General features: G+C 63.5%; 26 protein-coding genes. All 26 read right to left on the bottom strand.

Going from position 1 to position 14,414, the window contains the following annotated elements:
- Positions 1-79: 79 nt before the first annotated feature.
- Positions 80-469, bottom strand: coding sequence for a 30S ribosomal protein S11 (gene rpsK, locus Q2M23_RS19880; RefSeq protein WP_006021048.1), 390 nt, complete (start codon positions 467-469; stop codon positions 80-82).
- A gap of 114 nt (positions 470-583) precedes the next feature.
- Positions 584-952, bottom strand: a complete 369-nt coding sequence (gene rpsM, locus Q2M23_RS19875; protein ID WP_057019544.1) for a 30S ribosomal protein S13 — start codon at positions 950-952, stop codon at positions 584-586.
- A gap of 189 nt (positions 953-1,141) precedes the next feature.
- Positions 1,142-2,038: an adenylate kinase gene (locus Q2M23_RS19870; protein WP_253589966.1), complete on the bottom strand. Its 897-nt coding sequence runs from the start codon at positions 2,036-2,038 to the stop codon at positions 1,142-1,144.
- Positions 2,039-2,109: 71 nt separating this feature from the next.
- Complete coding sequence (secY, locus tag Q2M23_RS19865; protein ID WP_057019546.1) at positions 2,110-3,444, bottom strand: preprotein translocase subunit SecY; 1,335 nt, start codon at positions 3,442-3,444, stop codon at positions 2,110-2,112.
- A gap of 156 nt (positions 3,445-3,600) precedes the next feature.
- Positions 3,601-4,086 carry a 50S ribosomal protein L15 gene (gene rplO / locus Q2M23_RS19860; protein WP_028339310.1) on the bottom strand — a complete coding sequence of 162 codons (486 nt, stop codon included), beginning with the start codon at positions 4,084-4,086 and terminating at the stop codon, positions 3,601-3,603.
- Positions 4,087-4,107: 21 nt separating this feature from the next.
- Positions 4,108-4,299 (bottom strand): 50S ribosomal protein L30, encoded by a 192-nt coding sequence (rpmD, locus tag Q2M23_RS19855; RefSeq protein WP_028335461.1) that lies wholly within the window; start codon positions 4,297-4,299, stop codon positions 4,108-4,110.
- A 39-nt stretch (positions 4,300-4,338) separates the two neighbouring features.
- The gene (gene rpsE, locus Q2M23_RS19850; protein WP_016843761.1) at positions 4,339-4,914 is read right to left on the bottom strand and encodes a 30S ribosomal protein S5; all 576 of its coding nucleotides are present in this window, start codon (positions 4,912-4,914) and stop codon (positions 4,339-4,341) included.
- Between the two features lie 58 nt (positions 4,915-4,972).
- Complete coding sequence (gene rplR / locus Q2M23_RS19845; RefSeq protein ID WP_016843760.1) at positions 4,973-5,332, bottom strand: 50S ribosomal protein L18; 360 nt, start codon at positions 5,330-5,332, stop codon at positions 4,973-4,975.
- An 11-nt stretch (positions 5,333-5,343) separates the two neighbouring features.
- Positions 5,344-5,877 (bottom strand): 50S ribosomal protein L6, encoded by a 534-nt coding sequence (gene rplF, locus Q2M23_RS19840; protein ID WP_024578581.1) that lies wholly within the window; start codon positions 5,875-5,877, stop codon positions 5,344-5,346.
- A 14-nt stretch (positions 5,878-5,891) separates the two neighbouring features.
- Positions 5,892-6,290, bottom strand: a complete 399-nt coding sequence (gene rpsH, locus Q2M23_RS19835) for a 30S ribosomal protein S8 (protein ID WP_018272133.1) — start codon at positions 6,288-6,290, stop codon at positions 5,892-5,894.
- A gap of 15 nt (positions 6,291-6,305) precedes the next feature.
- Positions 6,306-6,611, bottom strand: coding sequence for a 30S ribosomal protein S14 (gene rpsN, locus Q2M23_RS19830; protein ID WP_016843757.1), 306 nt, complete (start codon positions 6,609-6,611; stop codon positions 6,306-6,308).
- A 46-nt stretch (positions 6,612-6,657) separates the two neighbouring features.
- Complete coding sequence (gene rplE, locus Q2M23_RS19825; protein WP_316396696.1) at positions 6,658-7,215, bottom strand: 50S ribosomal protein L5; 558 nt, start codon at positions 7,213-7,215, stop codon at positions 6,658-6,660.
- Positions 7,208-7,522 carry a 50S ribosomal protein L24 gene (gene rplX, locus Q2M23_RS19820; protein WP_016843755.1) on the bottom strand — a complete coding sequence of 105 codons (315 nt, stop codon included), beginning with the start codon at positions 7,520-7,522 and terminating at the stop codon, positions 7,208-7,210. Before rplX ends, rplE begins: the two co-directional genes overlap by 8 nt.
- Positions 7,522-7,890, bottom strand: coding sequence for a 50S ribosomal protein L14 (gene rplN, locus Q2M23_RS19815; RefSeq protein WP_011473865.1), 369 nt, complete (start codon positions 7,888-7,890; stop codon positions 7,522-7,524). Before rplN ends, rplX begins: the two co-directional genes overlap by 1 nt.
- Before the next feature lie 75 nt (positions 7,891-7,965).
- Positions 7,966-8,214, bottom strand: coding sequence for a 30S ribosomal protein S17 (rpsQ, locus tag Q2M23_RS19810; protein ID WP_016843754.1), 249 nt, complete (start codon positions 8,212-8,214; stop codon positions 7,966-7,968).
- A 10-nt stretch (positions 8,215-8,224) separates the two neighbouring features.
- Complete coding sequence (rpmC, locus tag Q2M23_RS19805) at positions 8,225-8,431, bottom strand: 50S ribosomal protein L29 (RefSeq protein ID WP_016843753.1); 207 nt, start codon at positions 8,429-8,431, stop codon at positions 8,225-8,227.
- Between the two features lie 5 nt (positions 8,432-8,436).
- On the bottom strand, positions 8,437-8,850 hold the full coding sequence (gene rplP, locus Q2M23_RS19800) for a 50S ribosomal protein L16 (RefSeq protein ID WP_016843752.1): 414 nt from the start codon (positions 8,848-8,850) through the stop codon (positions 8,437-8,439).
- 30 nt (positions 8,851-8,880) lie between these two features.
- Positions 8,881-9,582, bottom strand: coding sequence for a 30S ribosomal protein S3 (gene rpsC / locus Q2M23_RS19795; RefSeq protein WP_016843751.1), 702 nt, complete (start codon positions 9,580-9,582; stop codon positions 8,881-8,883).
- A gap of 20 nt (positions 9,583-9,602) precedes the next feature.
- Positions 9,603-9,989 carry a 50S ribosomal protein L22 gene (gene rplV, locus Q2M23_RS19790; RefSeq protein WP_016843750.1) on the bottom strand — a complete coding sequence of 129 codons (387 nt, stop codon included), beginning with the start codon at positions 9,987-9,989 and terminating at the stop codon, positions 9,603-9,605.
- Between the two features lie 10 nt (positions 9,990-9,999).
- A complete protein-coding gene (rpsS, locus tag Q2M23_RS19785; RefSeq protein WP_028335459.1) occupies positions 10,000-10,278 on the bottom strand; it encodes a 30S ribosomal protein S19 in 279 nt (92 codons plus the stop codon).
- 12 nt (positions 10,279-10,290) lie between these two features.
- Positions 10,291-11,124, bottom strand: a complete 834-nt coding sequence (rplB, locus tag Q2M23_RS19780; protein ID WP_021081655.1) for a 50S ribosomal protein L2 — start codon at positions 11,122-11,124, stop codon at positions 10,291-10,293.
- 12 nt (positions 11,125-11,136) lie between these two features.
- Positions 11,137-11,436, bottom strand: coding sequence for a 50S ribosomal protein L23 (locus Q2M23_RS19775; RefSeq protein WP_028339313.1), 300 nt, complete (start codon positions 11,434-11,436; stop codon positions 11,137-11,139).
- Entirely contained in the window at positions 11,433-12,053 is a 621-nt protein-coding gene (gene rplD / locus Q2M23_RS19770; RefSeq protein WP_016843745.1) for a 50S ribosomal protein L4, read from the bottom strand. Before rplD ends, Q2M23_RS19775 begins: the two co-directional genes overlap by 4 nt.
- Before the next feature lies 1 nt (position 12,054).
- On the bottom strand, positions 12,055-12,774 hold the full coding sequence (gene rplC, locus Q2M23_RS19765; RefSeq protein WP_057019547.1) for a 50S ribosomal protein L3: 720 nt from the start codon (positions 12,772-12,774) through the stop codon (positions 12,055-12,057).
- 54 nt (positions 12,775-12,828) lie between these two features.
- Positions 12,829-13,137: a 30S ribosomal protein S10 gene (rpsJ, locus tag Q2M23_RS19760; protein ID WP_002712302.1), complete on the bottom strand. Its 309-nt coding sequence runs from the start codon at positions 13,135-13,137 to the stop codon at positions 12,829-12,831.
- A gap of 86 nt (positions 13,138-13,223) precedes the next feature.
- A complete protein-coding gene (gene tuf, locus Q2M23_RS19755; protein ID WP_018272140.1) occupies positions 13,224-14,414 on the bottom strand; it encodes an elongation factor Tu in 1,191 nt (396 codons plus the stop codon).

The following is a 14,414-nucleotide window of genomic DNA, read 5'->3' as shown; positions in this document are numbered from 1 at the left end:
TTGGAGATCGCGGATCAGTCCGCGCGGTCAATTCCAAAAACCATCGCAGGGCGGCCAGAGGCCGCCCGCGACTTACAGATCAAACGCGCCGACGCTTGCGCGGACGGCAGCCATTGTGCGGGATGGTGGTCACGTCTCGGATCGAGGTGACGGTGAAGCCCGCCGCCTGCAGCGCGCGGAGCGCCGACTCACGGCCCGAACCCGGGCCGGCCACTTCAACCTCCAGCGTGCGCATGCCGTGTTCCTGCGCCTTCTTGGAGACGTCTTCGGCCGCGACCTGCGCGGCATAGGGGGTCGACTTGCGCGAGCCCTTGAAGCCCATGGTGCCGGCCGACGACCAGGCAATGGTGTTGCCCTGCGCGTCGGTGATGGTGATGGTCGTGTTGTTGAACGACGAATTCACGTGCGCGATGCCGGAGGCGATGTTCTTGCGTTCGCGGCGGCGTACGCGGGTGGCTTCCTTGCCCATTTCAAACCTTTCCTGTGATCTCGACGCCGCCGTAGTGCCAGCGGCTACACCTCAAAACGCAAATGGCGAGTAGCGAATTTCCATTCGCTACTCCCCACTAGCAATTCGCAAAACTTACTTCTTCTTGCCGGCGATCGCCTTGGCCGGCCCCTTGCGCGTGCGCGCATTGGTGTGGGTGCGCTGGCCGCGCACCGGCAGACCGCGGCGATGACGCAGGCCGCGGTAGCAGCCGAGGTCCATCAGCCGCTTGATGTTGATGCCGACCTCGCGACGGAGGTCGCCCTCGACCAGGTAGTCGCGGTCGATCACTTCGCGGATCTGCAGGACTTCCTGGTCGGTCAACTGGTTGACGCGACGGTCCAGCGGGATCTTGACCTTCTCGATGATGTCGGCCGCATTCTTCTGGCCGATGCCATGGATGTACTGAAGCGCGATCAGGACGCGCTTGTTGGTAGGAATGTTGACGCCGGCAATACGGGCCACGGACTTCTCTCCTGTCGCCGATCCATCACGGATACGGGCTTCTCAAGTGCTTGCTCTCTCGGGCTTGTGTCCACAAACGCGAACACGACGCCCTCCCCTCATGTCCTTCGGGGCCCGGCATCGTCATCAAACTATCCAACTTGGATGCGGGGCTTATTAAAGGATTCATGTCGGTTTCGTCAACCGCTCCTAGCGTTTAGCTCGCTTTTTCGTGAGCTTTTTTGCCGCCTTTTTGGCGGTCTTTGCTCCCTTGCGGGCTTTCGCGGCGCGGGCGGCCTTCTTTACCGCCTTCTTCGCGGCTTTCTTCACGGTTTTCTTCACGGTTTTCTTGGCCGCTTTGGCCTTGGAGGACGCCTTGGCAGCCTTCCGGGCCGATTTGGCGGCCTTTTTGGCTGGTCTAGCTGCCATCGTGGCCGGCTTCTTGCTGGCCTTCATGGCCGCCTTGGCGGCCTTTTTAGCCGCCTTCGGGGCGTGATCTTCGTGTTCCTTCGGTTCCAGCGCGCCGAGCGCGGTCAGGATCCGGTTGATCTCGCGGGTGACGTGCTCGATGGTCATCATGCCATCGACCGTCAGAAGCTTCCGCCGCTCCGAATAATAGTGAATCAGCGGCTCCGTCAGCGAACGGTACTGCGCCAGGCGCTTGGTCAGCACTTCCGGCGTGTCGTCGAGGCGGACTTCCTCGCCGCGCGCGCGGGTTTCCTCGGCACGCTTCTCAACGCGGGCGAGCAGCGCGCTCTCGTTAACGCGGAGCTCAACCACCGCGTCGAGCTTGAGGTGCTTTTTCCGGAGCAGATCGTCGAGCGCCTCGGCCTGCGGCACAGTGCGCGGGAAGCCGTCGAGAATGAACCCCTTCTTGGCATCGGGCTCCTCGATGCGGTCGGCGATGATTCCCACCACGACCTCGTCTGGAACCAGGCCGCCATTGGCCATGATCTCCTTGGCCTGGAGGCCGACCGGCGTGCCCGCGGCGACCGCAGCGCGCAGCATCTCACCGGTCGAGAGCTGGACGATGCCGTGCTTGTGCACCAGCCGCTGCGCCTGGGTTCCCTTGCCCGAGCCCGGCGGCCCCAAAAGGATCAATCTCATATCTGTTTCGCCCCCCGGCTAGGTGGGCGACGTCCGCACACCTGTGTTTTGAGTTCGAAGCCGAGCCGCGATCAGCGGCGGCGGCCTCCCCTGAGCTTCGACTTCCTGATCAACCCCTCATACTGATGAGCGAGCAGATAGCCCTGCACCTGCGACACCGTATCCATCGTCACGCTGACGACGATCAACAGCGAGGTGCCGCCAAAGTAGAACGGGACCGATGCGTAGGAAATCAGAATTTCAGGAATCAGGCAGACGATCGCGAGATAGACCGCGCCGAGCACCGTGATGCGCGACAGCACATAGTCGATGTACTCGGCGGTGCGCTCGCCGGGCCGGATGCCCGGGATGAAGCCGCCATGCTTCTTCAGGTTGTCCGCAGTCTCGGTCGGATTGAACACAATCGCGGTGTAGAAGAACGCGAAGAACACGATCAGCGCGAGATACATGAACAGGAACAGCGGCCGGCCGTGGCTGAGCTGGGTCGTGATCCACTGGAACCATTCCGGCCCCTTGCCGGCGTTGAAGTTCGCGACCGTGGTCGGCAGCAGCAGCAGCGACGAGGCGAAGATCGGCGGAATCACGCCTGACGTGTTCAGCTTGAGCGGCAGGTGCGAGGACTGGCCCTCGAACATCTTGTTGCCGACCTGGCGCTTCGGATACTGGATCAAAAGCCGGCGCTGCGCGCGCTCCATGAACACGATGAAGGCGATCACGGCGACCGCCATCACGATGACGATCAGGATCAGGCCGGTCGACATCGCGCCCTGGCGGCCCAGTTCCAGCATGTTGGCGAGCGCCGACGGCAGCTCGGCGACGATGCCGGACAGGATGATCAGCGAGATACCGTTGCCGATGCCGCGCGAGGTGATCTGCTCGCCGAGCCACATCAGGAACATGGTGCCGCCGGTCAGCGTGATCGCGGTCGAGATCCGGAAGAACATGCCGGGGTCGCTGACGACATTACCGGCGCCTTCGAGGCCGATCGCGATGCCATAGGACTGGAACAGCGCCAGGATCACGGTCAGATAGCGGGTGTACTGGTTCAGCGTCTTGCGGCCCGCCTCGCCTTCCTTCTTGAGCGCCTCGAGCTGCGGCGACACGGTGGTCAGCAGCTGCACGATGATCGATGCCGAGATGTACGGCATGATGTTGAGCGCGAAGATCGCCATGCGGTGGATGCCGCCGCCGGCGAACATGTTGAACATGCCGAGGATGCCGCCGGACTGGCTGCGGAACACCTGCTCCCAGATGTTGGGATCGATGCCGGGCAGCGGGATGTAGGTGCCGAGCCGATAAACAAGCAGCGCACCCAGGGTGAACCAGATGCGCTTCTTCAGCTCGTCGGCTTTCGCCAGCTGTCCGAAATTGAGGTTGGCGGCAAGTTGTTCGGCTGCTGAGACCATGTTTCGGCTTTCTCCCGGAGCCCCATTCGCCGGCGCCCCCAAAGAGATCAATTCCCTGGGCGCCGGCAGACACCGGACATTATCTGGTGCTCGGCCTCGATAAGTCCATCATTCGATCCGCGGATTGCCCGCGCGTCGCGGGCAATGACGCAGATGTTACGCCGCCTCGCCTTCTTCCTTGGCGGGGGCTAGGATCTTGACCGAACCGCCGGCCTTCTCGACCGCGGCAATGGCCGACTTGGAAGCGCCGTGCACCTCGATGGTCAGCTTGGTCTTGATCTCGCCGCGGCCGAGCAGCCGCAGGCCGTCCTTGGCGCGGCGCAGCACGCCGGCCTTGACCAGCGATTCGACGTTCACCGTCGCGCTCGCATCGACCAGCTTGTTGTCGATCGCTTCCTGCAGACGGTCGAGATTGATCTCGGCGAAGTCGAGCCGGAAGATGTTGTTGAAGCCGCGCTTCGGCAGACGGCGATGCATCGGCATCTGGCCGCCTTCGAAACCCTTGATGCGGACGCCCGAACGCGCGGTCTGGCCCTTGCCGCCGCGGCCCGAGGTCTTGCCCTTGCCGGAACCGATGCCACGGCCGACACGCATGCGCTTCTTGCGCGAGCCGGCGTTGTCGGCGATATCGCTGAGCTTCATCGCCCTTCTCCTTATCTCTGCTTACTCGCCGACGACGCGGACGAGATGCTGAACCTTGCTGATCATGCCGCGAACTTCAGGGGTATCCTGCAGCTCGGCAACCCGGCCGATCTTGTTGAGCTTGAGGCCGATCAGCGTCGAACGCTGCGAGTGATGGCGGCGGATTGCGCTGCCGATCTGCTCGACCTTGATGGTCTTGCTGGCCTTGGCCATGACAGTAACTCCGAATAGCGCTTCGAGAAGCGCGCGTTGTTATTCCGCCACCACTTCGGCGTCGCCGCCGACGCGGCGCGACTGCAGGGTGGAGACCTTGATGTTGCGGCGTGCCGCCACCGAGCGCGGCGAATCCTGATGCTTCAGCGCATCGAACGTCGCGCGAACCATGTTGTAGGGATTCGACGAGCCGATCGACTTCGCCACCACGTCCTGGATGCCGAGCGTCTCGAACACAGCGCGCATCGGGCCGCCGGCGATGATGCCGGTACCGGCCGGAGCGGCACGCAGGTAGACGCGGCCGGCGCCGTGACGGCCGGCGATGTCGTGATGCAGCGTGCGGCCTTCGCGAAGCGCGACGCGCGTCAGGTTGCGCTTCGCCGATTCGGTCGCCTTGCGGATCGCTTCCGGAACTTCGCGCGCCTTGCCGTGGCCGAACCCGACCCGGCCCTTCTGGTCGCCGATCACGACCAGCGCCGCAAAGCCGAAGCGCTTGCCGCCCTTGACGACCTTCGCCACGCGATTGATGTGGACGAGCTTGTCGACGAACTCGCTGTCGCGCTCCTCGCGCTCCCTGCTCCGTTCGCGTCCGCCGCGTTCGCGTTCACCTGCCATGGTGTTTTCCAATCTCTAGGAGGCCTTGCGCCTCTTTCCTCGTCATCGTTCGTAAAGTTTAGAAGCTCAATCCGCCTTCGCGCGCCGCATCCGCGAGCGCCTTGACGCGCCCGTGATAGATGTAGGCGCCGCGATCGAACACGACTTCCTTGACACCCTTCTGCGCCGCGCGCTCGGCGAGCAGCTTGCCGACGGCCTTCGCCGCGTCGATGTCGGCGCCGGTCTTGCCGGCGTCGCGCATGGTCTTCTCCAGCGACGAGGCGGAGGCGAGCGTCTCGCCCTTCTGGTCGTCGATGACCTGGGCGTAGATGTGCTTGGACGAGCGGAACACCGACAGCCGCGGACGGCCGCCTGCCGAGCGGCGAAGCGCAAGGCGCACGCGCTGCTTGCGCCGGGCATTCGTAACCTTGAGTGACATGACCGGCTCCGTTACTTCTTCTTGCCTTCCTTGCGGAAGATGAATTCGTTGGCGTACTTCACGCCCTTGCCCTTGTAGGGCTCCGGCGGACGGTAGGCGCGGATCTCGGCGGCGACCTGGCCGACGCGCTGCGGATCGTTGCCGGTGATCGTGATCTCGGTCGGCTTCGGCACCGCGATGGTGATGCCTTCCGGGATCGCGTACACCACGTCGTGGCTGTAGCCGAGCGCGAGCTGCAGGTTCTTGCCCTGCATCGCGGCGCGGTAGCCGACGCCGGTGATCTCGAGCTTCTTCTCGAAGCCCTTGGTGACGCCCTCGACGAGGTTGGCGACCTGCGCGCGCGCGGTGCCGTACATCGCCTGCGCGCGGTTGGTCTTGACCCGCGGAGCGACCTTGACCTGACCGTTCTCGAACTTCACCTCGACGTCGTCATGCACGACGAACTGAAGCTGGCCCTTCGGCCCCTTCACCTTGACGGTCTGGCCCTCGACGGTCGCCGTCACACCCGACGGGATCGCCACCGGCCTTTTGCCGATACGTGACATCGTAAAATCCTTCCTCAGAACACCGTGAAGAGAACTTCGCCGCCCACGTTGGCGTCGCGCGCCTGGTGGTCAGCCATGATTCCCTTCGGCGTCGACAACACCGAAATGCCGAGACCGTTGTTCACGCGCGGCAGGTTCTTCACCGAGGCGTAAACGCGGCGGCCCGGCTTCGACACCCGCTCGATCTCGCGGATGACGGGCTCGCCGTCGAAATACTTCAGCTCGATCTCGAGCTCGCTGCGGCCCGAGGCATGCTCGACGCTGGCGTAGCCGCGGATGTAACCCTCGGACTTCAGCACCTCGAGCACGTTGGCGCGCATCTTCGAGCCGGGGCTCGAGACCTTGGACTTGGAGCGCATCTGCGCGTTGCGGATGCGGGTGATGAGATCGCTGATCGGATCGTGCGTAGACATTGTTCCGACCCTCCCTTACCAGCTCGACTTCACGAGGCCGGGAACCAGGCCCTTGGAGCCGAGTTCACGCAGCGCGATGCGCGAGAGCTTGTTCTTGCGATAGTTCGAGCGCGGACGCCCGGTCAGCTCGCAACGGTTGCGGATGCGCGTCGGCGACGAGTTGCGCGGCATCTCGGCGAGCTTCAGCGTCGCCGCGAAGCGCTCTTCCATCGGCTTGGTCTTGTCGGCGATGATCGCCTTCAGCTTCTCGCGGCGCGGGCCGGCGTTCTTCGCCATCCGCTTGCGCCGGTTGTTCTTCTCGACTGAACTCTTCTTTGCCATGCTTGGCTCCTGGGTATCCGCGTTTGAGTGGCTTTGGCTCAGCTACTCACTGCCGGAACGGGAAATTGAAAGCGGTCAACAAGGCACGCGCCTCGTCGTCGGTCTTGGCGGTGGTGCAGACCGTGATGTCCATGCCACGCGCTTCCGAGACCTTGTCGAAGTCGATCTCGGGGAAAATGATGTGCTCCTTGATGCCGAGCGAATAGTTGCCACGGCCGTCGAAGCTCTTCGGGTTCAGGCCGCGGAAGTCGCGGACGCGGGGCAGCGCCACGTTCACCAGGCGGTCGATGAACTCGTACATATGGGTCTTGCGCAGCGTGACCTTGCAGCCGATCGGCTGGTTCTCACGCAGCTTGAAGGTCGCGATCGCGCTCCGCGAATAGGTCACGATCGCCTTCTGGCCGGCGATCTGGGTCAGCTCGGCGGCGGCGGTCTCGGCCTTCTTGCGATCGTTGACGGAGTCGCCCACGCCCATGTTGAGCACGACCTTGTCGAGGCGCGGCACCTGCATCACGTTGGCATAACCGAACTTCTCGGTCATCATGCCGCGGATCTTCTTGTCATACTCCGCGCGCAGACGCGGCGTGTAAGCTGTATCAGCCATCGATCTCTGCTCCCGAGCTCTTGGCAACACGAACCTTCTTGCCATCGGCCTGAATCTTGAACCCGATGCGGGTCGGCTTTCCGTCCTTGCCGACATACGCAATGTTCGAAAGGTCGATCGGCATCTCCTTGGAGATGATGCCGCCTTCCTGGGTCTGGGTCTGCTTCTGGTGACGCTTCACCATGTTGATGCCGCGAACGAGAGCCTTGTTCTCGTCCGGACGCACCTCGAACACCTCGCCGGTGCGACCCTTGTCGCGGCCGGTGAGCACCATCACCTTGTCGCCCTTGCGGATCTTGGCAGCCATCACAGCACCTCCGGCGCGAGCGAAATGATCTTCATGTGGTTCTTGGCGCGCAGCTCGCGCGGCACCGGCCCGAAGATACGGGTGCCGACCGGCTCGGACTGATTGTTGATCAGCACGGCGGCGTTGCGGTCGAAGCGGATGACCGAACCGTCGGCGCGGCGGATGTCCTTGCGGACCCGGACCACGACGGCCTTCATCACGTCGCCCTTCTTCACCTTGCCACGCGGAATGGCTTCCTTGATCGACACAACGATAACGTCGCCCACGGTGGCATAGCGGCGCTTGGAACCTCCAAGAACCTTGATGCACATGACACGGCGTGCGCCTGAATTATCGGCCACGTCGAGGTTGGTCTGCATCTGAATCATTGATGCACCTCGTCCTCTTTCTGCGCTTCAGCGCGCTCAAAATTTCCCTGAATTCCCTCGGCCAGGCCGAAGTAATCAGGCCGTTTTCTTGTGTTCGCCCCGGACCACGGTCCAGCGCTTCAGCTTCGAGATCGGCTTCGATTCCTCGATCCAGACCATGTCGCCCGGCTTGAACTGGTTGTTCTCGTCGTGCGCGTGGTAGTTCTTGGAACGGCGGATCGTCTTCTTGTAGATCGGGTGGGTGAAGCGGCGATCGACGCGCACCACGATGGTCTTGGCTTGCTTGTCGCTGACGACCACGCCCTGCAGAGTACGTTTCGGCATAGCTGGCCCCTTACTTCTTCTTCGCGCGCTGCTGGGCAGCGATGGTCTTGATACGAGCGATATCGCGGCGGGCTTCCCGCATCCGCGAGGTGTTCTCCAGCTGCCCGGTGGCGCGCTGGAAACGCAGGTTGAAGCGTTCCTTCTTCAAATTCAGGATCGCGTCTTCCCGCTGGTCGTCGCTCATCGCGCGAATGTCTTCAACTTTCATCTCGGCCATGGCGATTACTCCGCAATGCGCGCAACAAAGCGCGTCTTGATCGGCAGCTTGGCGGCGGCGAGCGACAGCGCTTCCTTCGCGGTCTGCACCGGCACGCCGTCGATCTCGAACATCACGCGGCCCGGCTTGATCCGGACCACCCACAATTCCGGGGCACCCTTGCCGGAGCCCATGCGGACTTCGGCGGGCTTCTTCGACACCGGCACGTCCGGGAACACGCGGATCCAGACGCGGCCGGCGCGCTTCATGTGACGGGTCAGCGCGCGGCGGGCGGCTTCGATCTGACGGGCGGTGACGCGCTCAGGCTCCATCGCCTTCAGGCCGAACTGGCCGAACGCCAACGTCGCGCCAGAGGTCGCAACGCCGTGGATACGGCCCTTATGCGCCTTCCGGAACTTCGTTTTCTTAGGTTGCATCATGGCTTTAAGCCCTCAAATTCCTGCTTTGCCTCAAGCGGCGTCGCGGCGCGAACGCGGCGTGCTGTCGCCTTCGGCCATCTTCTTGTCCTGGGCCATCGGATCGTGCTCGAGGATCTCGCCCTTGAAGATCCAGACCTTGACGCCGCAGGTGCCGAAGGTCGTGAACGCGGTGGCAACGCCGTAGTCGACGTCGGCGCGCAGCGTGTGCAGCGGCACGCGACCTTCGCGGTACCACTCCATGCGCGCGATTTCGGCGCCGCCGAGACGGCCCGAGCAGTTGATGCGGATGCCACCGGCACCGAGGCGCATCGCCGACTGCACCGCGCGCTTCATGGCGCGGCGGAACGCGACGCGGCGCTCGAGCTGCTGGGCGATCGATTCAGCGACCAGGGTCGCGTCGAGCTCAGGCTTGCGGATTTCGACGATGTTGATCACGACGTCCGACGAGGTGATGTCGGCAACCTTCTTGCGCAGCTTGTCGATGTCGGCGCCCTTCTTGCCGATCACGACGCCCGGACGGGCCGAATGGATCGTCACGCGGCACTTCTTGTGCGGACGCTCGATCACGATGCGGGCGACGGCCGCCTGCTTGAGCTCCTTGTGCAGGATCTCGCGGATCTTGACGTCCTCGTGCAGCAGCTTGCCGTATTCCTGCTTGCCGGCGAACCAACGGGAGTCCCAGGTCCGGTTGATGCCGAGACGCAGCCCGATTGGATTGATCTTTTGACCCATCGTCTTCTCCTGCGCCCTTCTTAGGCGCTTGCCTCGGCCTCGACCTGACGAACCACGATGGTCAGGTGCGAGAACGGTTTGAACACACGGCCCGAACGGCCACGGCCGCGCGGAGCAAAACGCTTCATCACGATGCCATTGCCGACATGCGCCTCGGCGACGACCAGATCGTCAACCTCGAGGTCATGGTTGTTCTCGGCGTTCGCGATCGCCGATTCCAGGCACTTCTTGACATCGACCGCGATCCGCTTGCGCGAGAACTGCAGGTCGGCGAGCGCAGCGGACGCCTTGCGGCCGCGGATCAGCTGCGCCACCAAGTTGAGCTTCTGCGGGCTGACGCGCAGCATGCGGGCGACGGCCTTGGCCTCATTGTCCGCGAGGCTACGTTCGCGCTTTGGTTTGCTCATCGGTTAATCCTCAAGCCTTCTTGGCTTTCTTGTCGCCCGAATGGCCGTGGAAGGTCCGGGTCGGCGAGAACTCGCCGAACTTGTGACCCACCATTTCCTCGTTGATTGCCACCGGCACGTGCTTGTGGCCGTTATAGACGCCGAACGTCAGGCCGACGAACTGCGGCAGGATGGTCGAGCGGCGGCTCCAGATCTTGATGACGTCGTGACGGCCGGACGAGCGCGCGGCATCTGCCTTCTTGAGCAGAGAACCCTCGACGAACGGGCCTTTCCAGACTGAACGAACCATGTCCGGCGTTCCTTACTTCTTCCGCTTGTGGCGGCTGAGGAGAATGAATTTGTTGGTCGACTTGTTGGTGCGGGTCTTCTTGCCCTTGGTCGGCTTGCCCCACGGAGTAACCGGGTGGCGACCGCCCGAGGTACGACCTTCACCACCGCCGTGCGGGTGATCGATCGGGTTCATGACGACGCCGCGGTTGTGCGGACGCCAGCCGAGCCAGCGGGTACGACCGGCCTTGCCGATCGAGATGTTCATGTGATCGGGGTTGGAGACCGCGCCGATCGTGCCGCGGCAACGGCCGTGCACCAGACGCTGCTCGCCCGAGTTCAGGCGGACGATCACGTAGTCCTGGTCGCGGCCGACGATCTGGGCGTAGGTGCCGGCGGAGCGCGCCAGCTGACCGCCCTTGCCGATCTTCAGCTCGATGTTGTGCACGATCGTGCCGACCGGCATGTTGCCGAGCGGCATGACGTTGCCCGGCTTGACGTCGACATAGTTGCCGGCGACGACGGTGTCGCCCGCCGCCAGACGCTGCGGCGCCAGGATGTAGGCCAGCTCACCGTCCTGATACTTGATCAGCGCGATGAACGCGGTGCGGTTCGGATCATACTCGAGCCGCTCCACGACCGCCGGCATGTCCACCTTGTCGCGGCGGAAGTCGACGGTGCGGTAGGCCTTCTTGTGGCCACCGCCGCGGAAACGCACGGTGATGCGACCGGTGTTGTTGCGACCGCCGTTGCCGAGCTTGCCCTCGGTCAGGGTCTTCACCGGCTTGCCCTTGTAGAGCGCCGAACGATCGACCATGACCAGCTGGCGCTGGCCCGGCGTCGTGGGATTGTAGGTTTTCAATGCCATCGTCGTTGCGCCTTATAGTCCGGTAGTCACGTCGATGCGGTGGCCCTCTTCCAGGGTCACGATCGCGCGCTTGGTGTCCGACTGCGAGCCGAGATTGCCGCGGAACACCTTGGTCTTGCCCTTGCGAACGAGAGTGTTGACGCTCTTCACCTTGACGTCGAACAGCTTCTCGACCGCTTCCTTGATCTGCGGCTTGGTCGCCTTGCCGGCGACCTTGAACATCACCTTGTTGTGCTCGGAGGCGAGCGTCGCCTTTTCCGTCACGACGGGAGAGATGATGACGTCGTAGTGGCGCGGATCGATGTTCTTCATTTGAAGCGCGCCTCCAGCGCATCAACCGCAGCCTTGGTCAGCACCAGCTTCTGGCGGCGGAGAATGTCGTAGACGTTGATGCCCTGGATCGGCAGCACGTCGATGTTCGGAATGTTCCGGGCCGCGGTCGCGAAACCGGCGTTCAGCTCGGCGCCGTCGATGATCAGCGCGTTGGTCAGTCCGAGGCCGGAGAAGTGGCCGAGCAGCGCCTTGGTCTTGGCGGCCTCGAGCTGCGCATTGTCGATCACGATCAGCCCGCCGTCCTTGGCCTTGGCCGAGAGCGCATGCTTGAGCGCGAGCGCGCGCACCTTCTTCGGAAGGTCGGTCGCATGGGAGCGAACGACCGGACCGAACGCACGGCCACCGCCGCGGAACTGCGGCACGCGGGCCGAGCCGTGACGGGCGCCGCCGGTGCCCTTCTGCTTGTACATCTTCTTGCCGGTGCGCCAGATCTCGGCGCGGCCCTTGGCCTTGTGGGTGCCGGCCTGACGCTTGTTCAGCTGCCACTGCACGCAGCGCTGGATGATGTCGGCGCGCGGCTCGAGACCGAAGATCGCGTCCGAGAGCTCGACGGATCCGGCGTCCTTGCCTTCAAGGGTCGTGACTTTCAATTCCATCTCACACGCCCTCCTTCTCGGCCACAGCCTCGGCAGCTTCGCCACCTGCAACCTTGAACTTGCCGGGCTTCGGGGCGTCCTTCGGCAGCGGCTTCTTGACCGCGTCGCGCACCGAGATCCAGCCGCCCTTGGAGCCGGGAACGGCGCCTTCGACGAGGATCAGGCCGCGCTCGACGTCGGTCGAAACCACGCGCAGATTGAGCGTGGTGATGCGGTCGACGCCCATGTGACCGGGCATCTTCTTGTTCTTGAAGGTCTTGCCGGGGTCCTGACGGCCACCGGTCGAACCGATCGAACGGTGCGAGATCGACACACCGTGGGTGGCGCGCAGACCGCCGAAATTCCAGCGCTTCATGCCGCCGGCGAAGCCCTTACCGATCGAGGTACCGGTCACGTCGACGAACTGGCCGACCACGAAATGGTCCGCCTGGATTTCCGCGCCGACCGGGATCAGCGCGTCCTCGGACACGCGGAACTCAGCGACCTTGCGCTTCGGCTCGACCTTGGAGACCGCGAACTGGCCACGTTCGGCCTTGGGCATGTACACGGTCTTGCGGGCGCCCGAGCCGAGCTGAAGAGCGACATAGCCGTTCTTCTCGGTCGTGCGGTGGCCCAGCACCTGGCAGTTGCCCAACTTCAGCACGGTCACAGGGATATGCTCGCCGGTCTCCGTAAAGACCCGCGTCATCCCGACCTTTTGTGCGATCACTCCGGAGCGCATCGGCGTGCTTCCTGTCTTTCTGTCCGCAAGCGGCGGACGTAAAAATCCAAAACCTTAGAGCTTGATCTCGACGTCGACACCGGCGGCCAGGTCGAGCTTCATCAGCGCATCGACGGTCTGCGGGGTCGGGTCGACAATGTCGAGGAGGCGCTTGTGGGTGCGCATCTCGAATTGCTCGCGGCTCTTCTTGTCAACGTGCGGCGAACGGTTGACGGTGAACTTCTCGATGCGGGTCGGCAGCGGAATCGGTCCGCGAACCTGCGCACCGGTGCGCTTCGCCGTGTTCACGATCTCGCGGGTCGACGTATCGAGGATTCGATGGTCGAACGCCTTGAGACGGATGCGAATATTTTGGCCGTTCATTGCCGTATTCTTTCTTTAGTGAGTGGCGAGTAGCGAATAGCGAATGGAGTGACCCACTCGCTACTCGCCATTCCCTATTCGCGTAGTTACTCGATGATCGCGGCGACGACGCCGGCGCCGACGGTGCGGCCGCCTTCGCGGATCGCGAAGCGCAGCTTCTCTTCCATCGCGATCGGCACGATCAGGTGCACTTCCATCGCGATGTTGTCGCCCGGCATCACCATCTCGGTGCCTTCCGGCAGGTGCACGACACCGGTCACGTCGGTGGTGCGGAAGTAGAACTGCGGACGGTAGTTGGTGAAGAACGGGGTGTGGCGACCGCCCTCTTCCTTGGTGAGGATGTAAGCCTCAGCCTTGAACTTGGTGTGCGGCTTGACCGAACCGGGCTTGCACAGCACCTGGCCACGCTCGACTTCCTCGCGCTTGGTGCCGCGGAGCAGCGCACCGATGTTGTCGCCGGCCTGGCCCTGATCGAGCAGCTTGCGGAACATTTCGACGCCGGTGACGATGGTCTTCTGGGTGTCGCGGATACCGACGATTTCGATTTCCTCGCCGACCTTGATCACGCCGCGCTCGACACGGCCGGTGACGACGGTGCCGCGGCCCGAGATCGAGAACACGTCTTCAACCGGCATCAGGAACGGCTGGTCGATCGGACGCTCCGGCTGCGGGATGTACTCGTCGACGTTGCGCATCAGCTCGAGGATGGCGTCGTGGCCGAGCTTCTTGTCCTTGTCTTCGAGGGCGGCGAGCGCCGAGCCCTTGATGATCGGGATCTTGTCGCCCGGGAATTCGTACTTCGAGAGCAGCTCGCGGACTTCGAGCTCGACGAGCTCGAGCAGCTCCGGATCGTCGACCATGTCGCACTTGTTGAGGAACACGACGAGCGCGGGCACGCCGACCTGGCGGGCGAGCAGGATGTGCTCGCGGGTCTGCGGCATCGGGCCGTCAGCAGCCGACACGACCAGGATCGCGCCGTCCATCTGGGCGGCACCGGTGATCATGTTCTTCACGTAGTCGGCGTGGCCGGGGCAGTCGACGTGGGCGTAGTGGCGGTTGGTCGTCTCGTACTCGACGTGAGCGGTCGAGATCGTGATGCCGCGGGCCTTCTCTTCCGGCGCCTTGTCGATCTGGTCGTAGGCGGTGAACGTCGCGCCGCCGGTTTCTGCGAGCACCTTGGTGATCGCTGCGGTCAGCGAGGTCTTGCCATGGTCGACGTGACCGATGGTGCCGATGTTGCAGTGGGGCTTGTTACGTTCGAATTTAGCTTTGGCCAT

Origin of the sequence: Bradyrhizobium sp. 33ap4 (assembly GCF_032654765.1) — a bacterium.
Classification (GTDB): domain Bacteria; phylum Pseudomonadota; class Alphaproteobacteria; order Rhizobiales; family Xanthobacteraceae; genus Bradyrhizobium; species Bradyrhizobium australafricanum.
The sequence above is the reverse complement of the archived record's forward strand: the minus strand, read 5'-3'. Positions and strand labels throughout refer to the sequence as shown.